Genomic DNA, 22,562 nt, shown 5'->3' on the forward strand with positions numbered 1-22,562 from the left:
ATAAATGAAGGTTGCTTCCGTGATGCGCAAGCTGCTTCCGGGTTATTAAGCACAAGAGGAAGAGCAGGAAGAGCAGGAGGAAGACCCGCAGGTTGAGCTGCTGCCGCTGCCGCTGGACGCCGCCGTGGAGGGAATAGCCTCCGCTTGGTCCAGTTCAATCAACTCCAGGTCGAGGTTTTCCAGTTCTTTGTTCAATTCCTTGTTCAATGTTTGGCTCATATAGACATCTCCTTCAAATTTATAATTTAGTAAGATTAGAACGAAAATCCGTAGTTACGCGCAGGATGAGGAACACGATGAGCAGGAAGAAGATCCGCAAGTGGAACTGCTGCCGCTGCCGCTGGACGCCGCCGTGGATGGAATGGCCTCCACTTGGTCCAGTTCAATCAGCTCGAGGTCGAGATTCTCCAGATCTTTGTTCAGTTCTTTGTTCAACGATTGGCTCATATAGACATCTCCTTAACAATTAGAATTAGAATGATTCCGAAGTTCCTCCTCCCTGACTATGCGCAGGATGAAGAGCAGGAAGAGCAGGATGAAGATCCACAAGTAGAACTGCTGCCGCTGCCGCTTGTTGCTGCCGTAGACGGGATCGCCTCGACTTGGTCCAGCTCGATCAATTCGAGGTCCAAGTTTTCCAGCTCTTTGTTCAATTCCTTGTTCAGGTTGCTCATATACGTTCACCTCCTTATCGTTTGGGCTCGGGGCAAGTTAACGTGTAAGCAGGTTCCCAAAGGAATGTCTCCCTTCAAAAAAATCTTGGTGCATTTGTTAATTGCTTCCTGTAAAAAGAGTAACACAGCTTCTGACATGCTTCACCGAATACCCTATTAGGGATCACCACAAATCCGTTGCGGCTTACATTGCGGATACGAAAACCATCGCGTTGCGGTACTCAGGAAGGAGAAAAATCGGTTTTTTTTGGTTCAAATGCAGGGTTTCAAGCCAATATAACTGGTCTATAATGGTTACTGAACCAGATGTAAGGGAGGCAGGAATATGAAGGAACGGACATCATCAGGGGGAACATTATGGACAACGGAGTTTTTGAACAAGAGGGTTTGCGGGGCATGGCTGATCTGGGTGGCGCTGGTGATCTTCGCAGGCCTGATGGCAGGCGGAGATCAGCTGATCCTGATGCCGGTCTTCTCTTTTGGATACGTGATCGGAATCTTTGGCATTCTCGGCAATAAAATGGTGAACCGCAAGCTGTCTTATGGCAAACCAAGCCGTCTGCAAAACCGTATGCTGCTCTTTTCCATCATTTTGATGTTTGTACTCATGGTGCTGATCGGCGGACCCCATTTCGGCGACGGCAATTACCGCTTGATCTGGTTGGGCGCTTTTCTTGCGATCGGTCTGCATTTTATCCCGATGGCATGGGTGCATGGGCCGGCCATGCTCGTGATTGCCGTGCTGCTCACCGCGGATGCTCTATACGGAATGCTCGATGAAGGTGTCAGCTTCCATCTGATCGCATATATCGATATCGGCATCAAGCTTGTCTTCGGTATTTATCTGCTTCTCTCGGGCAAACCGGCATATGCTGAAATGCGGCATGAATCGCCGGCAGCCAATTAATACGGCAAAAGGGATTTCCCGTCGTCTAAAAGACGCCTGGAAATCCCTTTTTTTCAGCCGAAAACTCGGCGTTGCCACAAACGTATGTTTGGTAAAATATATGAAGGTCAACTCGTACATTATTAGAGCTAATGTCATTATTAGCCACAAAAGACTGGAGGAATCGCTATGAACACGATAACCTATCCATCCGCATGCTCCGCCGCAGCCCATGGCGAATGGAGCTCCCGTCTGCCGGAACAAATCAGGAAAGCCGCCATCCTGCTGATGGAAACCGACACCAACTCGCAGTATTTTTACAAGCTGTGTGCAGATGAAGATCTATTTCAGCTGCTGCTCATCGAACAAAATGCAGTCGAGCGTTACACCGTGTGCCACTGCTTTTCTACGGATCGCTGGGACTCAGGCTATGCCTATGAAAGTCTGCCGCTCTCCAGCATCCAACAACTCTCCAAAATGGCGGAGGAGCTGAACATTACTTCTTAACGTCCTTCTCGGCTTTCACACGCGCATACTCCTCTTCAATGGTCCTCGAAAGAAGCTCGGTAGCGGTCATGTTTAATTTCTTGGCCGTGTCTGCCAGCATCTGCTTGATATACACCGGAACATCATAATGAAATTTCACTTTATTGCCGTATGCCATGATTTAGCCTTCCTCCCCAAACACGCTCTGATGCTTTCTTTCAATGAGACGAATGAGCAGCTGGGTCGCAGACATCTCCTGCAATTCAGCGGCTTCGATGAGCTTTTCTTTGATATCCGGCTGAAATTCATAAGGCAGCTTGATCCGGGGTTCGCTTAAATGACCGCTCATGCCCTTCTCAATCTCGATCGCATCCCGAATTAGGTTGTCCAGACTATCCTTCTGCCTAGGCTCGCGCCCATATTTGACCAGTACTCGCAGCAGATAGGCCCGCAGCGAAGCTTGGTCTTCTTCCGCGATTTCCATGTGCATTTTCCCATTCGGAAACGTTAAATCGCAATCGACGGTATATCCAAATAAATTGAGACCATATTTCATTCTAAATCTCCTCGCTTCCGGTTGTATTATAGTATGCATTGTATCGTTACGCAATATACTAATCCGGATGAAAGTAAACCGTGCGGTCCATTGAAGATGAAGATCCTTTACATGGCTCCTACGAATACTAGTCCATAAAAAAAGAGCAGCCCGCCGATTGAGCAAGGGCTGCCCTTTTTTGAATGCATCATGATTCATTAGTGCAATGTCACACTTGGTCTTAGCGTAATTTCAAAAGCACGGTCCCAGATAAAATCCGGATTGTCGAAATCCAGGGCGGCGTTGGCATATTTCGAATATGTCCAGCCATGCTTCTTGATCTGCCGGATGCTGCGTGACGTGCCCAGCAGGAAAGCGTTCCGCTGCGCAAGCGTCCCCGTATTGGTCTGCATCCGTTCACGCAGAAGTTGGACCAGCACTTCATAATCTGCCGGCGTGTTGAAAAGTCGCATGTTCTGGTCGGCATACGGAACATTGGTAAACAGAGCATGTGCTCTTGAATAAGTCCGGATTTCCGCAATAGTTAACTTTTTATAGTAGTAATCCTTCAGGAACCGCTTGAACAGCAGCGAGCCATGAGCATTAACGGCGTCAGCAAGGGCATGAGGACGATTCTCCGTTACCAAGAAGGCATATCGGGACTGAGCCATCCCCAGCGCAAGCCCGATCTTATTCCCTGCCGTATTCCAGCCGCTGTATCCAAGGAGCCCCCCTGTTGATTGGCTGTTCAGCAATGCCTGCGTGACCGTTTCATCCGCCGCACCGCCCCCGACGAAGTCGATCACAATCGTTGGCACATGATTCGCGTCGTTGGCTTCCATATGGCTTACGGCATCTGCAGCCTGGCTGGCGCTTGTAATCCCGACGATTTCCGCGTCACACGGGCCGGAGGTGACAAAGCGTCCGCCGATCATTTCCACATGGTGCTGGATATTCTCATGCACGCTCATATATTCATAAGGATTGATAATCGTCGAGCCGTCAGGTCCAAAGTATTTCACCCTATATCTCGGCTTGGAGCCGCAGCGGTGCAGATGGCTTGCCATCCGCCCCATTAGGGAATATCCCAGTCCGTCCGCATCCGGGAGAATAATCACTTTACCTGGATTCTGACCGTCATTGCCGCCCAGATGGTCATTCACATACCCTTCCAGGAAAGCAATTTCATTCGCCTGCACGCCCTGCGTATAAGAATCATCGACGCCGATCGCTAGAAAATCAATGTATCCCGCATGAAGCAGCTGATCCAGAACATAATGATTCGTTTTGAATTTGTGGCGCCGGGCATTGTAATACTGTTCTTTATCAAAATGAACCGGGACGCCGAAGTTCGTGCCGTCGGGCTTGATGTCATACCCTGCCATGATGGCTTCAAAATCCGTTGCCGTAAGTCTCGGCTGTTGTGCAAAGGCACGTGCCTCATCGTAGGCTGCCTGGGTCAAACCTTCTACAAAGACAGTCGTCGCCAAACGCATAATGGTATCCAGCACATACACGGGCTTATGGGGACAAGACTGCTTGATTTGGCGAATGACGTCCAACAATCCGGTTGTCGCCGGGTCATAATCGGGGTAAGTCCCTCCCCCGCTGGTCCGGAAACGTCTGCTTCCAATCAAGCCCCCGTAAGCGAGCATATCCGTGGAGATGATGAATCCGTCTGCTTCAGACATATGATCCACAATAAACTGGCGAATGTTCGAGGTATTTCCAAAGACCGGGGCAAAGGTAGACGTAAGTGTCGTTCCCGTGGAAGTCGCCTGCGTATCTAAACGGTTTTTCACATCCTCGGCAGCAGGAACAATGACTTGGATGCCGGCAGCTTTCCCCTGCACGACAACATCATCCAAATTCACCGGACGATCGTCCAGTGGTACATACAGAACTTTTTTCATAAAAATCTCTCCTTTTCAGATGGAATATAATATACCGTTACGTAACGCAATATAATAAATCAAAAAATGAATGCATTCAAACATGTAAGATGCCTATTTCGACGGGATGCATCACACAGATTTCCGGACATCTGGTATCGCAAAACGTGAAGGTTCAGGCAATATTTGGTATCCTTCTTGAAAACATAATATCATACACCGTAACCATACGCAATATAAAAATAAGAACTTACGTTCTCATTTTTTCCATTAAAAAACCCACTGCTGTTCTTTTACAAGCCGTTGCAGTGGGCAAAAGGATGCTACCTATGAAATCGAAATGATTATGTGGAGCCCGCCGATATATTTCAAACGCATTTCCTTACACGCCGCTAGGCTGGGTTACATCTGCAGCCACCTGCTGCTTGGGCTTAGATTGTTTCAGGACCGAACATAGCGTCAATACAAGACCGACAGCTCCAAGAATACCCAAGGTCCATTCCGGATCACTCAGATTGAAACCTTGGCGGAAATAGAATAAATCTCGCAGCCCTTCAACAGAAAACCGCAACGGGATCCAAGAATACAGCCAATTCTGGCTAAACTGGGGCAGCAGTTCTGCCGGCAGTGTCAGAATGGGCAGCCCGAAAAAGAATACCAGAATAAACAACGGCATTCCGGCAAATCCCAGCCAACTGACCACGGCCGTCTGGATCAGGAAAAACATAAAACCCGCGAAGAACAGGAACAATCCGATATCGGTATAATCCGGAATGGACAATCCAAGCCAACCTCCTGTAATCAGAAGTATGCTTAGAGATGCTATCGCTGTGGTGACAGCTCCCATAAGAATTTGAGAGAATCGGATGCTTAACCGGTGCAGGCTGCTGCCCGACTGCGTTGCTTTGCCTGCCGCCATAAAGAGCATGATGGTGGAGATCATCGCTCCGAACCAGACTAGTTGCGTTAATACGACAGGCGCATTGCCATTCGAGCTATGACTGCCTACCGCGTTAATATTTTGGGTATGGATGACAATAGGATTGGCAAATGCCTTAGCTTGGTCAACGTTCAAGGTCCCGCCCTTCTGATCCAGTTGACCCAACATCTGATCTCTGATTTGGCTGCTTGCCCCGGTAAGCATTTGGGATAATATCTGGTTGACCATATTGGCCCCCGTATAATTCATCCCCTGGTTCACATATACCGTAATTTCCGGATTATGCGGCTGCGGAGACATCAAGCTGGACAGCTTCTCCGTAAAGTCCGCAGGAATCATGACGGCCGCATAAGCTTTCTCGTGATTCATGGCATCCAGAGCATCTTTCTCCGTTTTCACGTTGTCCCACAGTAGCGGAGCGGGATCTTCACCGTTCTGCGGTTTGAAGCTGGTCACTTTGTCTCCGATCAGCTTCCCATAATTCATTTGCTGTCCGTTAGGAAGCTTTGCACCTTGATCATTTTGGATCAGGATAACCGGCATTTCCTTTGGCACCGGATTAACGGATGAGCCAAGCTGGGCAACGCCAAGCAGCAGCATGACGGCAAACACCAGAATAACGGCCAAATATGGATGCTTTTGACTAAAAAAATGTTTCATAATCATCACTCCTTCATTTTCACTAAACGCTCGGTGAACAAAACTGCAAAAAAAAGAGATCACGGACGCCAAAGGCCGACGGTGAAGTGAACCATTTTGCGCAGGTACGTCTCTAGATCCATCTGCATCACTTTAATAAAGGACACTTCCTTAAATATGGTCGTTATCCCCACTGACATGATTTGATAGGCTGCAAGCCTGTAATCCATCTCCTTGATTTCCCCGGCCTTTCCGCGTTTTTCCAAAATTTCGGCTAATGCCTGGTGACGCTGCTGGATCATCTCTGACATAAAATCCTTTTGGTCGGACAAAATGGTCGCAGAATCCCGGAACATGATCTGAATAAAATCCCTATCCCCTGTCATTGTCCTTACCATACCTAAAATAAACAGATAAAGCCCCTCTTCCAGCGGTAAATCAGGATGGATGGATGCAATCAGCCGGTCCATGCTGGCCATTCTCTCTCCCTGGGATTCATGAAAGATCGTCTCCAGAATTTCCTGTTTTCCCCCGGGAAAATAATGATACAAAAGCCCGTCCGTAATGCCGACATGCTTATTGATCGTACGAACAGAAGTGCCATGAAAACCGTGAAGAGCGAACAGTTCTTTTGCTCCTTGCAGAATTTGTTTTTTTCTTTCTTCTGCTTGAAGATCACGTGATGTCTTTGAAATTCGCTTCAACGGTAACACCCCCTTTTCATTATACGATCGTTTAACGAAATAATACGTGGTTTTTTATCATAAGTCAAATACCGTCGCGGCGTGATGATCCATATGGTATTTCTTGGCGGCGCCAGGTAAGATGAAAGTAAAACATATAGAAATGAGGGGGAAACCATTCGTAGCTGGCTAAAAATGGTTCTGGTCGTCTTTCTGACCAGTATTTTAACGCGTTTTCTGCCATTCTCCGCGTTCTTCCGCAATGTCGATACGCTTGTTCATGAGCTGTCGCACGGACTGGTTACACTCGTGTTATCGGGGAAGGTCATGGTGATCTATCTGTACAGCAATCAAAGCGGAGTCACGCTCTCGTCTTTTGACGCGAACTGGAAGTCGATTCCGATCTCGCTTGCCGGATATATCGGCTCTGCCCTCTTTTCCCTGCTTCTGTTTTTCCTTTATGCCAAAAGACAAGAACGTGCCGGTCTTATCATCGTCATGGCGCTGGCTGCCATCGCGGCCGTACTTTTCGTACGCAACGGCTATGGCGTCATCTGGTGCGCGGGCTTCGCCATCCTGAGCGCTCTCGTAGCTTTCATGGCTCCGCCATGGCTGCGCAGCGGCTATTACATCCTGATTGCCTTCATCTGCCTGGTCGAATCCGTTGTCAGTCCATTCGTCATCCTTTCATTATCGTTGTATCATCCCGGAGCTGCAGGCGACGCGGCCAATTTGGCCCAAGTCACGCATGTGCCTGCACTCTTGTGGTGTCTGGTTTTTGCGGCTGTCTCCCTTTGGTCCGCCAAGCTTTCGACGTCACTGCTCTTCAAACGGGGCTTCGGTCAACCCAAGACGGCTTCGCGTTTGAACATGTAGCTTTAAAAACAAGTCTGATTTCAGTCACTGCTCAACATCGATCAATGGAATACCAAGCTTAAAGACCTGGAGGAAGCTTTCCTCAGGTCTTTTTTTAATATTAAATTCCCTTATGAACCGCATAAATCGGTTAGCCAGGTCCGACGGCAACTAGAAATAACATCCATTCTTGCACAACGGAAAACTAGTTAGTCCAATAAAAATATATTTGCCATTGACAAAAATGTTTACCTAGGGCAAAATATAGTTAAATAGTCACGAGCGTAAAAAATCAAAACGAATGAAGGGATTTTTTATGGAGAACTCAACTTCAATTAAAGAAACAACACCACAAAAACATCATATATTCAGTTCTGCTAATGGACAGAGCCTGGGAGAAATCAACAACACCGTTTCGCTTCCGAAGAATGCAGGATTCTGGAAGAAATTAGCCGCCTACAGCGGCCCTGGCGTTCTGGTCGCCGTCGGATACATGGATCCGGGAAACTGGATAACATCCATACAAGGCGGGGCACAATTTGGTTATACTCTTCTCAGCATCATTCTACTGTCCAGCCTGATCGCCATGCTGCTGCAAAGCATGTGCGCCAAGCTTGGAATTGTTACCGGAATGGATCTGGCCCAGGCTACGCGCCAAGCTACCAGCAAACCGGTTGCCGTTGTATTGTGGATTTTGACGGAACTCGCCATCATGGCGACGGATATCGCCGAAGTCATCGGGGGCGCGGTGGCGCTGCAGCTATTATTCAAAATCCCGCTCCTCGTCGGCGTATTAATCACCACACTAGACGTACTTCTGCTCTTATTGCTGACGAAAGTCGGATTCCGGAAAATCGAAGCCATTGTGGCTACGTTAATCGCAACCATTTTTATTGTTTTCTTTTATGAGGTGCTTTTATCCAGCCCAAGTATTGGCCCTCTGCTTCAAGGCTTCATTCCCAGCCCTGAAATTGCGACCAATAACGGCATGCTGCTGATCGCACTCGGTATCGTCGGGGCGACCGTCATGCCCCACAACCTGTACTTGCACTCTTCCTTGGTTCAAACCCGTCAATTCGATCGCACCCGTGAAGGCAAAAAAGAAGCCGTGCGCTTTGCGACGATCGATTCGAACCTTCAGCTCAGTATTGCTTTTGTCATCAATTGCCTGCTGTTGATCCTGGGAGCTGCCATGTTCTTCGGTACCTCCAGCGACTTGGGCCGCTTCACGGATTTGTACAACGCACTGTCCGATAACGCCATTGTCGGAGCGATTGCAAGTCCGGTGCTCAGCACATTGTTTGCCGTAGCCCTGCTGGCCTCCGGTCAAAACTCGACGATTACGGGGACCTTGTCCGGACAGATTGTCATGGAAGGCTTTATCCGAATGAAAATGCCAACTTGGCTGCGCAGAATCATTACGCGGGTCATCGCGGTAGTTCCCGTCATTATCTGCGTCATTGTGTATGGAGGCAAAGAAAATGCGGTAGAACAACTGCTGCTGTATACGCAAGTGTTCCTGAGCGTACAATTACCTTTTGCAATCATTCCTTTGACCATATTCACAAGCGACAAAAAACGGATGGGCGAATTCGGCAACCCCGTTTGGGTGAAGTATCTGTCATGGACCATCGCCATCATTCTGTCAGTGCTGAACGTATTTCTGATTTATGGTACCTTTGCCGGATTAGGCTAATGGAATGGATTAGCGACGTAAAGCTTAAAGACCGCCAGTTGCGAATTGAAGGCATTGGCCGGCATCTCTTCCTCTATTTCTAAAAAGACAAGGACCTTTCGCAGCCATCCATATGGCGATCGAAAGGTCCTTGTCTCATGTTATTTCATCTATTCCCACTTCACTTAAATTCCTGCTGTCTCCATCGCCGTATGCGGACTGAGGCTCCAGCTTTGCCGCCGCTCGCCAGGTTTGATCTCGCCCAACTGCAGCTGCGTATCGTCCGCAGATACTTCTAGCGCTTTGCCGCTATGAACGGAAATGATGGTTACGGTGCCGTCTTCATTATTCACGATCTTCCACCGCTGATTGTTGAAGCCGAGATAATCGTAGAGCTGAATGCGGTTTTGACCTGTATCCAAATCCAAGGTTTTCCCCTCTTTCGTCCGGATCGAGAATGATCCGTCTCCGGTAGGAACAAGCACCCATTGCTGCTTGGAAGAGCCGTCCGGCACTCTGACCGTCACCCGCTCTCCGTTTTGCGATTGTTCCACATGAAGGGCCAGATCGGAGCCTGCATTCACCAGACGGGTTGCGACCAGAGCTGCATCCGACATATGACTGACATGCACATGCTGATAATACGCCTGCCCGCCAAACACATTCAAGCCGAAACTTCCTTCCGCAAACGTACCGTCCTTCACGTCTACGACCTTTTCGCCGTCGAGGTCCACTTGGATATGCGGACCGCTCGCTTGAATTTTGACATGGTAGGTTTTCCCCGCTTCGATAAACCTTGGGACCTTCGCCAGCACCTGACGATCCTCAAACCGGCCATCCACTTTATAGAACAGACGGATAGCTTTCAATGTCGGATCCAGGTTGAAATAATATCCGCTTCGCCCGTCTTCGCTGGCACGAAACAGGATCGACCCCGCGCTGCCGGCTTCGCCTAGCCGCATATCCGCTTCATACGTAAAATCTCCGGCATGTTCCTTCGCCATGTAATTCGCATCGCTCGGATAACTGCCGCGTATCCCATGCTCGGTGACGACCCACTTCGATGCCGAAAGATCCGGCTTCCATCCGGTCAGATTGGTGTCGAATGTCCCGCTGGTGACCTTAACCGCAGTGCTGGCGGATACTTTTCCGTTCGGAGCCGAGGCTGTGATGACCGCCTCTCCGGCTTGGCCTGCCTTTAGGACCGCATGCACTTGATCCGAGGAAGTGATCGAAACGATATCCGGACGGCTCGATTTCCACTTGATCGGGCTTAATCCGTTCCCGGAACCCTGGGCATAGGATGCGTACAACTCTTCCGTCTGTCCCTTGGACAGCTCCAGCAGGTCTTGATCCATAACGATTCCCGCCGATGGCTCCTGCCCCTCTCTCCAGATGTTCCCCAGGCTGTAAACTTGGAGTGAAACGATCTTCACTTTGCCCTCTTTCGCATAGAAGCTCATGCCTCTTCTTGCCGCATCCGGAAAAATGACATCAGAGAACACGACCTTGCCATCGTTCCCGAACACTTCGACCGAGGATTCATCCACAAAAATGCGCAGCTTGATCCGCTTGTTCTCCGGCTCAAGCGAAGCTTCATGCCTTGTGGTGAATTGGCTTGAAAAATCGGTTGTTCCGGAATCAGAGCGATCCACGAAGATTTGCCGGTTTCCCGGTTTGTAGCCCACGACCGTCTTCTGATCTCCGCCCTGGCGCAGAAGGAAGCCGAATTCCGAAGCGGCTCCTCCCTGCGGAAGTTCCAGTTCAGCCTGTATTTCGTAAGCGCCGGATACGATGCCCTTCAATATATTTTCCGATGACGGTGTAACCTCCCGGCTTGCGACCTGCAGCATCTGGCTGCGAAGCGAAGCAAGCTCGCGAATTGGGGTCTGAACCATGCGGACGCCTGCATCCGTCATTTTCAGAGATACCTCTCTGGGGATGGTCAGCTGCCCTTTCCAGCCCGTTGTCGGAAAACTGAACGGGTAATCCCAATTCGTCATCCAGGCGAGCATAACCCGGCGGCCATCAGGCATATCCGAGAAGGACATCGAGGCGTAAAATTCCTTGCCCCAATCGGTTCTCAGCACTTGACCTACCGGATTGTCATTGATGAATTTCCCTTCGGGCGTCAGTTCGCCGATAAAATATTCCGCATCCGATCCCTGCGTCTTCGGATTTGCCCCGGTGCTGATCATCAGCACCCATTTGCGCTGACCCGTACCGCTGACCGGAAGCTGGAACAAATCCGGGCACTCCCATACGCCTCCGCGGACATAGTCCCCGTAGCCAAAGTTATCCGTTAATGTCCAGTCGAGCAGATTACTGGAGGTAAAGAAGCGGATATGATCACCGCCGGATACGACCATCACCCACCGTCCGTTTGCCTCGTCCCGTACGACCTTCGGATCGCGGAAGTCCCATCCGCCGGGATCTTCTCCGTTCTTGCCCGGATTGTCGATCACGATGGGACGATCCTTGGCATACTGCCAGGTACGGCCATGATCGGTGCTGTAAGCCAGCCCGATTTTCTGGTTGCCTCCAGGCAGATCCGGATTGTAGGACGTGTAATAGGCGATCAGCCCCTTGCCGCCCGAGGACCCGAACAGACCGGACGCGTTCGTGGTATCGGCTACCGCAGAGCCGGACCATACATGTCCGAGATCGTTCCAGGGCAGGGCGATCGGCAGGCTTTTGAAGTGAACCAAATCCTTGCTGACGGCATGCGCCCACTGACCCCCATCCTGGTGGAAAAGATGGTATTCCCCATCGAAATAGACCAGCCCATTCGGATCGCTCGCCGAGCCCCTTATCGGACTATAATGATACGAAGGCCGGTATTTTTCCGTATAGTAACCTTCGCTCGGCGTGGAATATACATCTTGAAAATAAGCCGTACCCTTGTTCACCACAAGGCCGTGAAAACCGCTTGCGATATTTCCGTCCTTCACATCGATGGCTGCCGGCGAGTAACCGTCTACGAATACCTGAATCCGCTGGCCAATGGCTCTAATCTCAAGATGATGCTTCGTTGCCGTTGTACCTGGATAGGTAATGCCTGAAGTGTCCAGAACGGTCCCATCGGCCTTTTGCAGCCGCGCCCTTGCCCGGTTGCCCTCGCTTATCAGCACCGCTTCATATCCCTTGGTACCCTGCTCGTTCGCCCGGAATAGCAAACCGGCCGAGGATTGCTCTCCCAAGATGACGTTTCCTTCATATATAACGTCCGCAGACTGGTTCCGGCGTGTCTGCAGCGCGGTTTTCCCGCCTGTTCCCGATCCTTTAAGTCCCTTGAGATCCGGCTGCCAGTTTCCTTGCGAAGCCAACACGTCGTTTAGATTTCCGTTCATACTGCTGACTTGAATATTCTGAAACAACGCCGCACCGTCCCACACATGCAGCCCAAGGTACCCCGTCATGTGCGATGAGTCTTTCACTTCCATAAGGGGCTGGTATGAACTGCCCCAATATACTTGGAGGTTAGCGCCTTCAGCCTTGACCTTAAGGTGGTAGATCTCTCCTGGATTTAACTTGACCTGCCTTTCCACCTTCAGCTTTCCGTCTCCCCCGTCCGCATCTTTCAGACGAATGATACCGGCACCCGGCGCGATTTGCAGCATGTAAGAGGACCAGCCGTTTTCACTTGCTCGGAATAGGAGGGTAGCATCCGGGTTGCCTTCGCTCTTAACCATGACATCCGCCTCATAGATAAAATCGTCTGCTTTCGTTTCGGACATTGCCATCACATTTTCTTTGGAATCCGATGTGAGCAGCAGTCCTTCGTTCGAATTCTCCATATGTCCCTTGCCTTGGATCTGCCACCCGCTCAAATTGCTATGAATTGCGCTTTCTATAACAGCATCTGCCTCCTTTTGCTCTCCTGATGCCGGAGAAGTGGACGGAGCCGGGCTGGCCCAACTCTGCCCTGAATCCGCGTTGAACGATATCGCCGCAGAACATGCTAATATGCTGGATAAGCATAAGCAAAGGATGCCTTTTCTTGTTTTCATCCGCTGTTCTCTCCCTTTCCGCTTTATGGTAACCGCTTACAAATATACTTTTATCTAAATGCCGTTTAAGCAAGAAGAATCATCATCCACCCTATGAACAGCCGAACCGCTTGTTTGCTGCCGACCGTACATAAAGGATCGATGATGATCAGAATGAAAGATTCGGGATTAGATGCAGAGACTATCGGTTTTTTTCCAGCGCCTGTAATCCAAGGGCCAATGCACCGTACAAGCCGGATTGAGCCCCAAGTCCCGGAGGAACGATGTATTCCTCTATACGGTCCAGAATTTCCTCGGCATGCACATAACCGTTCAGATTCCGCTGCACTTCTTCACGGATCAACGGGAACAGCTGGTGCTGCTGCATAACGCCTCCGCCCAGGATGACTTTTTGCGGCGAGTTCATCAGAATCGCCCCGGTCAAAGCCTGCGCTATATAATGCGCTTCGATGGACCAAGCCGGATGATCGGGCGGCAGCATATGCCCCTTCATCTTCCAGCGCGCTTCAATGGCCGGCCCCGAGGCCATGCCTTCCAGGCAGTCGCCATGAAACGGGCACATGCCCGAAAACGGGTCCTCCGGATGGCGCCTGACCGGTACATGCCCACCTTCCGGATGAACCAGGCCATGCACGAGCTGCCCGCCGGAATAAATGCCGATGCCCACACCTGTCCCAATCGTGTAATATACGCAGCTGTCCAGTCCTTGGGCAGCGCCCCAAACCGCTTCTCCCAAGGCCGCGGCATTCACGTCCGTATCCCATCCGAAAGGGACGGCGAAATGACTGCGCAGCTTTTCAAGGAAAGGATACCGGGCCCATCCCGGTTTAGGCGTCGTCGTGATATAGCCGTATTCCGGGCTGTCCGGCTTGAGATTGATCGGACCGAACGAGCCGATGCCGACCGCCTCCGCTTGCTTGTCTTTAAAATATGAAATCACTTTGGGCATGGTGATATCCGGATGTTCGGTGGCAAAGCTGATGCTGTCTTCCATCTCGCCATGTTCGTTTCCGATGCCGCAGACGAATTTGGTTCCGCCTGCCTCAATTGCTCCAATGCGCATTAGACTGGTTCTCCTCACATGTGTTGATTTACCGTTTGCGTCTATACGGACAATTCATAGATATCCAGCGAATTGATGATCATCTGCGCATCGTCTGCGAATACCGAAATTCCGGTAGAGGCCGAATCCGGGTAAATCAAGTCGGTCAGCACGACCCGGCCGCCGCCTGCGAATACCTCCACCGAAGATCTGTCAACGAAAATACGCAGTTCAAGTCCCTCTTCGCCGTCCTCCAGAACGGCTGAATGAATGCATGGGAATTCCGGATGGAAATCGGTCACGCCTGATCGGGTACGGTCCACATATACTGCCTCCGTATCCCCGTTGTATCCGATCACCGTCTCCTGCCCCGCACCTGCTCTCACTTTAAAAGCAATGGATTGAGCTGATTCCATGCGGACATGCATCTCGAAAATTTCAAGCCGAAGGCCAGACAGCTCGGATGACGCCTGCTCCACGGTTTTGGGTCCAAGGGAAAGAACAGGCTGCCGGTACGCCTTCAGTTCACGAGCCGGCTGCTGAACCAGCATGACTTCGCCGTTTCGCGAACGAAGCTCGAGCTCTCTTGCGATCGTCATCGCCCCTCTCCATCCGCCTGTAGGCGTTAGATTGGCATATTTCCAATTGCTCATCCAGCCGATGAAGAGGCATCTGCCATCCGCTGCCGGAATATCCGACCAGCTAACTCCGGCATAGTTGTCTCTGCCGAGATCCAGCCACCGGATCTTGGCCACGGAGCATTCATCCGGCGTAAAGCGAGTGCCGTCAAACTCCCCTGTAAAATATTGCGTTCTTGAGCCCTCCGTAAAATCCGGATGATCCCCGATACTTACGAGCATCACCCACTTGCTGTTGTCTTGCGCCCCATCGACGGGAAGAGCAAATAAATCGGGGCACTCCCAGACGCCGCCATGGAATCCGATCCCTTCTCCGAACTCACTGCAAAACGTCCAGTTCTTGAGATCCGGGGAACGATAAAGGCTGACGGACTGACCGCATGCCACAATCATTGACCATTGCGAGGAAGGTTCATGCCAGAACACCTTCGGATCGCGGAAATCGATGAACGAATCATGCCGCAGCACCGGATTCCCTTCGTATTTCGTCCAGGTTCTGCCCTCATCCGTACTGTAAGCAAGACTTTGGCATTGGACCGGGTGCTCTGCTCCCTCAACGTCGGCATGATGCGTGAATATGGCGACAAGCCCCGGCTCATCCTCGAAGAAGCCCGTCGTATTGTTCCAATCGACCACAGCGCTTCCCGAGAAGATCATCCCATGCTCATCCGGGGCAAGAGCGATGGGAAGCTCCTCCCACGATACCAGGTCCTTGCTGACCGCATGTCCCCAGTGCATCGGTCCCCAGGTGGTTCCAAACGGATGATGCTGATAAAACAAATGGTATTCCCCTTTAAAGTAGACCATCCCGTTCGGATCGTTCATCCATTTCTCCTTCGGGGAGAAATGATACGCCCCCCGATGATTTTGCTTTAGCATTGTAGACATTCATTTAAGCTCCTTCATTATGACTGTCATGCTGAAACGGCCGCATCAACGCGAAGCGCACGCGGCCGTTTCAATCACGTTTCCATGTTATTATTTTGTGTTCCGGTCATATCCCGCTTGTTTAATGGAAAGCCAATCTTGCAGCCCCAATCGATTCAACTCTTTCAAATAAGCGTCCCACTCCTGGTCGACTTTCCCGTTTTGATACCATTCCGTGCGTTTTCTCTCCAGGTAGGCGAACATGTCGGTTTGGATGGTTGACAATCGATCCAGCTCATCGATGGAAAAGAACACGTTAGGATAGGTATTCTCCGCCTTCATGTGCGGAACCATCACGTCCTTGAGCAGCTTCAGTCTCCACGCCGCATCATCAGGCATCGTCGTATATTTGCCGTAATATCCGTTCAAAATCGCCAGAGGTCCGGCGATGCTCGTCTTTTGTCTCAGCTCGACAGGAGCCGTGCCTTCCAGAGGCAGATGCTTCAGCATTCCTTTGGCTTCGTCGAGCTCAAAAATGTTCTGCTGCTTATCATCCCCGTACGTCCCCCAGTTGTCCTGGACGGATTGCAGCGGATCATAGAGCTGGTCGACCCATTTTGCGGTCTCATCCAAATGTTTGTTACTGCTGGTAACCACCATGCGCCCACGATCCAGACCGATGCCGTTCGTTCGGGTCACGTTGACCTCGCCGCTCGGACCTGCAAGCGGAGGCATCAGATCATACGTATCGTTATTGCCGGTAATGTTGGCCTTATCCCATGTAAAGTACAAGCCGTACCTGTTATCCTTGCCTTTGGCAAGATACGTGTTCCAGTCCTGCTGAAACGACTCAATATCAATCAAGCCTTCCTGGTACAATTCATGAACGAACTTGACGGCTTCCTTATAACCATCTTCCGAGGCGGTAAAGACAACCTTGCCGTCATTCGTCACCACCGTGTGGTCCCAGTTCTCTCCAAGCCCAAAGGAAGCGAACAAGAAGGCCAGATCCTCGCCGCCCGGTTTATTCACGAAGGATAACGGAATTTCGTCTGCCTTCCCGTTGCCGTTCGGGTCCTGCGTTTTAAAAGCGATCAGCACTTTTTTGAGCTCTTCCGTTGTTTTTGGCATCTCAAGACCTAATTTCTTCAACCATTCGACGTTGATCCAAGGCAGGTCATCCACCGATTGGATGCGTTCCTTGCCCGACCCGAGTTCCTCGATCCAAGGAAAGGAGTAGATATGTCCATCGGGGGCCGTAATCATCTTTTTATATTCCGGAGCCTGCTCCAGCACCTTCTTCAAATTCGGCATATGCTGCTCGATCAGGTCATCCAGCGGAATGATCACCCCATCCTTCGCAAGCTTCAGAAGATCGTAGTCACCATATCCGGCATCAAAAATCGCATCGGGCAAATCCCCGCTCGCCACCGCCAGGTTCCGTTTTTCCGCGAATACGTCACTCGTGTAGTTCTTCCAATTGATATGAATGCCTGTTTTCTCTTCCAGCCGTTTATTGATGAGCTTGTCGTTCGGGTCGGCCGGGGCCAGCGGTGAGCTTTGCGTCAGGAAATTCAACGTCACTTTGCCATCTTGTGATTCGGTTGCCGCTTTTCCGCTGCCGCCGCAGCCGGAAAGGATCAGCAGGGCTGCCAGTGCGGAGACAGATAGGGTTCTCCCCGCATATTTCTTGGCTCTCATTTTATTCATCTCTATGACCTCCATAATGTAGTAATGGAAAATTGCATCTATGCTCAGGTGATGTCCTATTTCAGGGAACCCACCATGACACCTTTCTCAAAGTACTTTTGGAAAAATGGATACATCACGAGCAGGGGTAAGCTGGATATGACGATCGCCGAGTATTTGATCATTTCCGAGAGACGCTTCAATTCGTTCATCGCGAGCTGATCACTAATCATGCCCGGCGCGGCCTGATTTTGAATGAGGATGGACCGCAGAACGAGCTGCAGCGGATGCAGCTTGGAATCTTCCAAATAAATCATCGCATCGAAAAACGAATTCCACTGTCCCACGAACGCATACAACGCAAGCACGAAAATAATCGGTTTGGACAACGGAAGAACAATCCGGAAAAAGATGCCCGCATCCGAAGCGCCGTCGACGTTCGCAGCCTCCTTCAGCTCTTTCGGCACGCCCTTGAAAAAGGTTCTGGACAGAATGATATTCCACACGTTCACGGCGCCTGGAATGATGACGGCCCACACGGTATTCAGCATGCCAAGCTGGCGCACCAACAGATATGTAGGAATCAGCCCGCCACCAAAAAACATCGTAATGATAAATAGAGTCATGAAGAAGTGGCGCCCCGCAAGCCTTTGATCCGAGAGCGCATAGCCGGCGCATACCGACACCATAACCGTAACGATCGCGAAAGCGGCAGAATAGAACACGGAGTTCCCAAATCCCCGAAGCATGGCCGGGTTGGACAGAATCTTTTGATATCCCTCCAGACTCCAGTCCGAAATCCGGAAAGACAGCCCCTTGTTGAGCAGTACGGTCGGATCCATAAATGAAGCCACCACGATGTAAACCAAAGGCACGACGACAATAAGAACAGCCAGCGTCAGGAAAATGACATTGATGGACAGCAGAAACCGGTCGAACCTTGAATGCTTGACAGCCATAGCACCTACGCTCCTTTCTAGTAAAGACCTTCGCCTTCATTAAGTTTCTTGACGATAAAATTCACGGTGAGCAGCAAAACGACATTGATGACCGAATTGAACAATCCCACAGCCGCAGAGTAAGCATAGTCGCCTGACTGCAAACCGACCTTGTACACATACGTGGCAATAATCTCCGAAGCGGGAAGATTCATCGAGGTCTGCATCAGGTACGCCTTTTCAAATCCGATGGACATGATACCGCCAGCCGCAAGGATGAACACGATCGCCATAATCGGCCGGATGGTCGGAAGATCGATGTTCCTGATCCGCTGCAAGAGGTTCGCCCCGTCCAGACTTGCCGCATGATGCAGCTCCGGATCCACGCCCGCAAGAGCAGCCACATAAATGATGGAGGACCAGCCGGCAGCCTGCCATATATCCGATAAGATATAGATCCATCTGAAATATTCCGGTTCAGACATAAACATCAGCGGTTTGCCCGTGATCCCTGAAACGATCTGGTTGATCGGTCCCGTAGGAGACAGAAAGATAAACAACATGCCCACAATCACGACCACCGATATGAAATTCGGCGCATACAGAAAGAGCTGAACGTTCTTTTTCACCGATGTTTTGCGGATTTGGTTCAACATGAGCGCTAGCAGGATCGGGACCGGAAAGCTGAAAATCAGCCCGAAAAAGCTTAACTTAAGCGTATTCATAAAAATCACGTCGAAATTGGGTGAGTTCAAGAACTTCTCAAAATGCTTCAGCCCCACCCAATCGCTGCCCATAATCCCCTTGATCGGGCTGAAATCTTTAAAGGCAATGATGGCACCATACATCGGGACATATTTGAAAATAAGGGTCAGGATGAGTGCCGGAGCCAGCAGGATATACAGGAAATAATTTTTCTTCAGAAAATCGAGCATGCGCCCTACCGGGCTCCTCCGTTTAAGCACCGCTGCCCTTTGATCGACTTTGACCGTGTTTTCCAAACCTTAACCTCCATTCTTACAAGAAAAAAATGTACATGCAGCGTACAGAAAAGGCTTTCAAATTGCGTTGATGTTAACCGCTGCTTTTACAATTTACCAAACGATGTAACATTCGTCAATAACTTTTGTAAATAAATATTTGTGCAATTGACAATAGTTTTTTGTTCATAATTAAGGATGCTTGGAGTAAAATGTCATATTTCAAGTCACATTAAGTTGGAAAATGTTAGAAATCGCCGATTTTTCTTTAGGTATTTGAAAATGAGCACTAAGAAATAAGCTGGGATGTTTGCGGTATATTCAACTTTGTGTGAAAATGTAAAACAAATGTGTGCATTTGTAAAATTAACATTGCTATTTCGGCCAATCTATTATACATTTGTCATAGAATAAATAAGACAGAAAACAACGGGGAACTACTCAAAGGAAACGGCTCGAACTAAATCGTTAGAGGTGAAATAATATATATGATGAAAGATAAAGTTACGATTCAAGATATTGCCGATGCGCTGGGCATTTCCAGAAACACGGCTTCCAAGGCGCTGAACGGCAGCGACAATATTCCGAGCGAAACCCGGAACAAGGTCATCAAGAAAGCCATCGAACTTAAATACAAGCAATTTGCATATATGGAGACCGAAAACCTGTTAACCAAAAACCCGGGAAACATCGCTCTGTTGACCGCCAATTTGCCAAGCACTTCCCACTTCGGTTCGCGGCTCATCAGCGGGCTTGAGAAAAGAATCAGTGCCGAAGGCTATAATCTATCCATCCACATCGTACGCGACATCGAACGGAACTCCCTCATCTTGCCGAACAATTTTGAGATATCCAAGGTGGACGGCATTATATGTATCGAATTGTTCGACATGGAATACAGCAAGCGGATCACAAGTCTTGGACTTCCCACTATCTTTATCGATTGCGCGGCAGACATGCTCTATCCCGACCTCGAGGCCGACCTGCTGTTGATGGAGAATGAGCACAGCACGTACTACATGACCCGCAAATTGATTCAGAGCGGCTGCAGCTCCCTTGGATTCATCGGTGATTACAACCATTGCAAGAGCTTTAATGAACGCTGGGCGGGTTTTAGCAGAGCTCTGACCGAAGCCGGGATGCAGCTTGATCTTAACCAATGCGTTCTGAATCCGGACAGCGAGTTCTTCTCCGAAGCCGATTGGATGGACGAACGTCTGGATCAGATTACGGACATGCCTTCCGCATTCGTATGCGCCAACGATTTTATCGCGGTAAACGTCATGAAATCATTGAAGAATAAAAATATCAACATTCCGGAAGACATCGCTGTTGCAGGATTCGACGATGCGCCTGAATCGCGTATCGTCGAGCCGCACTTAACGACTGTGCATATTTACAGCGACGAGATGGGGATTACGGCAGCCAACATGTTGTTATCCCGAATCCAGGAGCCTTCGCAGCCCCACCAGATTACGCATATCCAGACCAAGCCGGTATTCCGGGATTCGACCATGACAATCGAAACATCGCATATTCACACAAGTTAGTCCCTCCGGATTCGGATCGCCCGGATTCCCCTCCGTTCCAAGATCATAATAAAAGGCAATCTCTTGGCCCTGTCATGGACAGGACGTAGAGATTGCCTTTTTTGCTCAACACTTATATGGGGTTCCTAATGCTTATTCGTTCGGCTCCATCCATTGAAAATGGAACGTACCTTCCTTGTCGACACGCTGGAACGTATGCGCTCCGAAATAGTCGCGCTGCGCCTGCAGCAGGTTGGCCGGCAGACGCTCTGTACGGTAACTGTCGAAATAAGCCAGGGCCGATGCAAATGCCGGAACCGGGATGCCGCGCTGCATGGCGATGGAGACGACGTTTCTCCAGGCCTCCTGATAATTGTTCACGACCCAGCCGAAATAATCGTCGAGCAGCAGGTTTTTCAGACCCGGGTTTTTGTCGTAGGCTTCCTTGATGTTTTGGAGGAAACGGGCACGGATGATGCAGCCCCCTCTAAAGATCATCGCAATGCTGCCGAAGTCCAAATTCCAGCCGTATTCCTCGGAAGCGGACCGCAGCTGGGCGAAACCTTGGGCATACGAAGCGATTTTGCTGGCATACAGCGCTTTGCGCACGGCTTCAACGAACTCTCTGGAGTCGCCTGCATACGGAGCGTTCTTAGGTCCGCTCAGAACCTTGCTGGCCTGCACGCGTTCTTCCTTCATCGCGGACAAAAACCGGGAAAATACCGATTCGGTTACGATGGAAAGCGGTACGCCGAGATCCAACGAGCTTTGGCTTGTCCATTTGCCTGTTCCCTTTTGCCCTGCCGCGTCCAAAATGACATCGACCATCGGTTTGCCGGTTTCAGGATCCTTTTTGGAGAAAATGTCTGCCGTAATCTCGATCAGATAGCTGTCCAGCTCGCCTCGGTTCCACTCCGTAAAGATGTCATGCAGCTCTTCAGCTCCAAAGTTCAGTACATCCTTCAGCAAGTGGTAAGCTTCCCCGATAAGCTGCATATCGCCGTATTCAATCCCGTTATGCACCATTTTGACGTAGTGCCCTGCTCCGCCTTCGCCAATGTAAGTCGAGCAAGGATCTCCGTTTACTTTCGCGGAAATGGCAGTCAGGATCGGTTCCACCAATTCATAAGCGTCCTTCTGTCCGCCCGGCATAATGGCTGGGCCTTTGAGCGCTCCTTCTTCGCCACCGGATACCCCGGCTCCGATAAACCGGAGTCCTTTAGCCTGAAGCTCCTTGTATCTGCGCTCGGTGTCCGGGAAATAGGCGTTGCCGCCATCAATCAGAATATCTCCCTCTTGCAAATAAGGCACCAATTGCTCAATTAGCGCATCGGTCGGCGCTCCCGCTTTGACCATCATCATGATTTTGCGCGGCGACTCGAGAGATTGTACGAATTCCTCGATACTGAACGTGCCAACGACGTTCTTGCCTTCGGCCTCAGCCAGAAGTTCTCTCGTTTTTTCCGGCGAACGGTTATATAGTGCAACCGAGAAGCCTTTGCTTTCCATGTTTAAGGCCAGGTTTTTGCCCATGACGGCAAGTCCGGCCACTCCAATTTGTTGTTTGCTCATCGTTTCTCTTCTCCTCCTAAGTCCCTTTACCG

At 50.2% G+C, this 22,562-nt stretch carries 20 protein-coding genes; 5 read left to right on the forward strand and 15 right to left on the reverse strand.

Annotation, left to right across the window (positions count from 1 at the left end):
- Positions 1-45: 45 nt before the first annotated feature.
- From GRF59_RS18820 to GRF59_RS18830, 3 genes are read right to left on the reverse strand one after another with little or no spacing between them, the layout of a single operon-like run.
- On the reverse strand, positions 46-219 hold the full coding sequence (locus GRF59_RS18820; protein ID WP_160499267.1) for a thiazolylpeptide-type bacteriocin: 174 nt from the start codon (positions 217-219) through the stop codon (positions 46-48).
- 54 nt (positions 220-273) lie between these two features.
- The gene (locus GRF59_RS18825; protein WP_160499268.1) at positions 274-447 is read right to left on the reverse strand and encodes a thiazolylpeptide-type bacteriocin; all 174 of its coding nucleotides are present in this window, start codon (positions 445-447) and stop codon (positions 274-276) included.
- Between the two features lie 56 nt (positions 448-503).
- Positions 504-674, reverse strand: coding sequence for a thiazolylpeptide-type bacteriocin (locus GRF59_RS18830; RefSeq protein ID WP_160499269.1), 171 nt, complete (start codon positions 672-674; stop codon positions 504-506).
- A 325-nt stretch (positions 675-999) separates the two neighbouring features.
- On the opposite strand from GRF59_RS18830, the gene GRF59_RS18835 reads away from it, so the two are divergent.
- A complete protein-coding gene (locus GRF59_RS18835) occupies positions 1,000-1,581 on the forward strand; it encodes a DUF6609 family protein (RefSeq protein WP_160499270.1) in 582 nt (193 codons plus the stop codon).
- A 168-nt stretch (positions 1,582-1,749) separates the two neighbouring features.
- Positions 1,750-2,067: a hypothetical protein gene (locus GRF59_RS18840; protein WP_160499271.1), complete on the forward strand. Its 318-nt coding sequence runs from the start codon at positions 1,750-1,752 to the stop codon at positions 2,065-2,067.
- Here GRF59_RS18840 and GRF59_RS29465 read toward each other — a convergent pair.
- The 5 genes from GRF59_RS29465 to GRF59_RS18860 all read right to left on the reverse strand — a co-directional run bounded on the left by GRF59_RS29465 (position 2,057) and on the right by GRF59_RS18860 (position 6,756).
- Positions 2,057-2,224, reverse strand: coding sequence for a hypothetical protein (locus tag GRF59_RS29465; RefSeq protein ID WP_202128766.1), 168 nt, complete (start codon positions 2,222-2,224; stop codon positions 2,057-2,059). The genes GRF59_RS18840 and GRF59_RS29465 overlap by 11 nt on opposite strands.
- A 3-nt stretch (positions 2,225-2,227) precedes the next feature.
- A complete protein-coding gene (locus GRF59_RS18845) occupies positions 2,228-2,602 on the reverse strand; it encodes a hypothetical protein (protein WP_160499272.1) in 375 nt (124 codons plus the stop codon).
- A 197-nt stretch (positions 2,603-2,799) separates the two neighbouring features.
- Positions 2,800-4,494: a DUF4127 family protein gene (locus GRF59_RS18850; RefSeq protein WP_160499273.1), complete on the reverse strand. Its 1,695-nt coding sequence runs from the start codon at positions 4,492-4,494 to the stop codon at positions 2,800-2,802.
- 361 nt (positions 4,495-4,855) lie between these two features.
- A complete protein-coding gene (locus GRF59_RS18855) occupies positions 4,856-6,073 on the reverse strand; it encodes a YhgE/Pip domain-containing protein (protein ID WP_160499274.1) in 1,218 nt (405 codons plus the stop codon).
- A gap of 59 nt (positions 6,074-6,132) precedes the next feature.
- Positions 6,133-6,756 carry a TetR/AcrR family transcriptional regulator gene (locus GRF59_RS18860; protein WP_160499275.1) on the reverse strand — a complete coding sequence of 208 codons (624 nt, stop codon included), beginning with the start codon at positions 6,754-6,756 and terminating at the stop codon, positions 6,133-6,135.
- 174 nt (positions 6,757-6,930) lie between these two features.
- Between GRF59_RS18860 and GRF59_RS18865 the strand changes: the two genes are divergently transcribed.
- Entirely contained in the window at positions 6,931-7,611 is a 681-nt protein-coding gene (locus GRF59_RS18865) for a M50 family metallopeptidase (RefSeq protein ID WP_160499276.1), read from the forward strand.
- 295 nt (positions 7,612-7,906) lie between these two features.
- On the forward strand, positions 7,907-9,286 hold the full coding sequence (locus GRF59_RS18870) for an Nramp family divalent metal transporter (protein WP_160499277.1): 1,380 nt from the start codon (positions 7,907-7,909) through the stop codon (positions 9,284-9,286).
- Between the two features lie 164 nt (positions 9,287-9,450).
- Here GRF59_RS18870 and GRF59_RS18875 read toward each other — a convergent pair whose 3' ends face one another.
- The 6 genes from GRF59_RS18875 to GRF59_RS18900 form a co-directional block, all read right to left on the reverse strand.
- Positions 9,451-13,275, reverse strand: coding sequence for a GH32 C-terminal domain-containing protein (locus tag GRF59_RS18875; RefSeq protein ID WP_160499278.1), 3,825 nt, complete (start codon positions 13,273-13,275; stop codon positions 9,451-9,453).
- 181 nt (positions 13,276-13,456) lie between these two features.
- Positions 13,457-14,338: an ROK family protein gene (locus GRF59_RS18880; protein WP_160499279.1), complete on the reverse strand. Its 882-nt coding sequence runs from the start codon at positions 14,336-14,338 to the stop codon at positions 13,457-13,459.
- A gap of 41 nt (positions 14,339-14,379) precedes the next feature.
- Positions 14,380-15,843, reverse strand: coding sequence for a glycoside hydrolase family 32 protein (locus GRF59_RS18885; protein ID WP_160499280.1), 1,464 nt, complete (start codon positions 15,841-15,843; stop codon positions 14,380-14,382).
- Between the two features lie 90 nt (positions 15,844-15,933).
- Positions 15,934-17,532 carry an ABC transporter substrate-binding protein gene (locus GRF59_RS18890; protein ID WP_160499281.1) on the reverse strand — a complete coding sequence of 533 codons (1,599 nt, stop codon included), beginning with the start codon at positions 17,530-17,532 and terminating at the stop codon, positions 15,934-15,936.
- Between the two features lie 56 nt (positions 17,533-17,588).
- On the reverse strand, positions 17,589-18,470 hold the full coding sequence (locus tag GRF59_RS18895) for a carbohydrate ABC transporter permease (RefSeq protein ID WP_160499282.1): 882 nt from the start codon (positions 18,468-18,470) through the stop codon (positions 17,589-17,591).
- Positions 18,471-18,487: 17 nt separating this feature from the next.
- On the reverse strand, positions 18,488-19,384 hold the full coding sequence (locus GRF59_RS18900) for an ABC transporter permease (protein WP_160499715.1): 897 nt from the start codon (positions 19,382-19,384) through the stop codon (positions 18,488-18,490).
- A 527-nt stretch (positions 19,385-19,911) separates the two neighbouring features.
- Between GRF59_RS18900 and GRF59_RS18905 the strand changes: the two genes are divergently transcribed.
- Positions 19,912-20,979: a LacI family DNA-binding transcriptional regulator gene (locus GRF59_RS18905; RefSeq protein WP_423802971.1), complete on the forward strand. Its 1,068-nt coding sequence runs from the start codon at positions 19,912-19,914 to the stop codon at positions 20,977-20,979.
- Positions 20,980-21,111: 132 nt separating this feature from the next.
- Here the strand turns inward: GRF59_RS18905 and gndA are convergent, their stop codons facing one another.
- Entirely contained in the window at positions 21,112-22,530 is a 1,419-nt protein-coding gene (gndA, locus tag GRF59_RS18910) for an NADP-dependent phosphogluconate dehydrogenase (RefSeq protein WP_160499284.1), read from the reverse strand.
- Positions 22,531-22,562: the final 32 nt, after the last annotated feature.

Source organism: Paenibacillus dendrobii (genome assembly GCF_009807035.1).
Taxonomy (GTDB): Bacteria; Bacillota; Bacilli; order Paenibacillales; family Paenibacillaceae; genus Paenibacillus_AQ; species Paenibacillus_AQ dendrobii.

What these genes read in the sequence shown, in the direction of transcription:
- GRF59_RS18890 (WP_160499281.1), bottom strand. Translation starts at nt 17,532, where the DNA reads ATGAATAAAATGAGAGCCAAGAAATATGCGGGGAGAACCCTATCTGTC.
- GRF59_RS18885 (WP_160499280.1), bottom strand. Translation starts at nt 15,843, where the DNA reads ATGTCTACAATGCTAAAGCAAAATCATCGGGGGGCGTATCATTTCTCC.
- GRF59_RS18900 (WP_160499715.1), bottom strand. Translation starts at nt 19,384, where the DNA reads ATGCTCGATTTTCTGAAGAAAAATTATTTCCTGTATATCCTGCTGGCT.
- GRF59_RS18895 (WP_160499282.1), bottom strand. Translation starts at nt 18,470, where the DNA reads ATGGCTGTCAAGCATTCAAGGTTCGACCGGTTTCTGCTGTCCATCAAT.
- GRF59_RS18825 (WP_160499268.1), bottom strand. Translation starts at nt 447, where the DNA reads ATGAGCCAATCGTTGAACAAAGAACTGAACAAAGATCTGGAGAATCTC.
- GRF59_RS18845 (WP_160499272.1), bottom strand. Translation starts at nt 2,602, where the DNA reads ATGAAATATGGTCTCAATTTATTTGGATATACCGTCGATTGCGATTTA.
- GRF59_RS29465 (WP_202128766.1), bottom strand. Translation starts at nt 2,224, where the DNA reads ATGGCATACGGCAATAAAGTGAAATTTCATTATGATGTTCCGGTGTAT.
- GRF59_RS18875 (WP_160499278.1), bottom strand. Translation starts at nt 13,275, where the DNA reads ATGAAAACAAGAAAAGGCATCCTTTGCTTATGCTTATCCAGCATATTA.
- GRF59_RS18820 (WP_160499267.1), bottom strand. Translation starts at nt 219, where the DNA reads ATGAGCCAAACATTGAACAAGGAATTGAACAAAGAACTGGAAAACCTC.
- GRF59_RS18880 (WP_160499279.1), bottom strand. Translation starts at nt 14,338, where the DNA reads ATGCGCATTGGAGCAATTGAGGCAGGCGGAACCAAATTCGTCTGCGGC.
- GRF59_RS18835 (WP_160499270.1), top strand. Translation starts at nt 1,000, where the DNA reads ATGAAGGAACGGACATCATCAGGGGGAACATTATGGACAACGGAGTTT.
- GRF59_RS18870 (WP_160499277.1), top strand. Translation starts at nt 7,907, where the DNA reads ATGGAGAACTCAACTTCAATTAAAGAAACAACACCACAAAAACATCAT.
- gndA (WP_160499284.1), bottom strand. Translation starts at nt 22,530, where the DNA reads ATGAGCAAACAACAAATTGGAGTGGCCGGACTTGCCGTCATGGGCAAA.
- GRF59_RS18850 (WP_160499273.1), bottom strand. Translation starts at nt 4,494, where the DNA reads ATGAAAAAAGTTCTGTATGTACCACTGGACGATCGTCCGGTGAATTTG.
- GRF59_RS18830 (WP_160499269.1), bottom strand. Translation starts at nt 674, where the DNA reads ATGAGCAACCTGAACAAGGAATTGAACAAAGAGCTGGAAAACTTGGAC.
- GRF59_RS18855 (WP_160499274.1), bottom strand. Translation starts at nt 6,073, where the DNA reads ATGAAACATTTTTTTAGTCAAAAGCATCCATATTTGGCCGTTATTCTG.
- GRF59_RS18865 (WP_160499276.1), top strand. Translation starts at nt 6,931, where the DNA reads ATGGTTCTGGTCGTCTTTCTGACCAGTATTTTAACGCGTTTTCTGCCA.
- GRF59_RS18840 (WP_160499271.1), top strand. Translation starts at nt 1,750, where the DNA reads ATGAACACGATAACCTATCCATCCGCATGCTCCGCCGCAGCCCATGGC.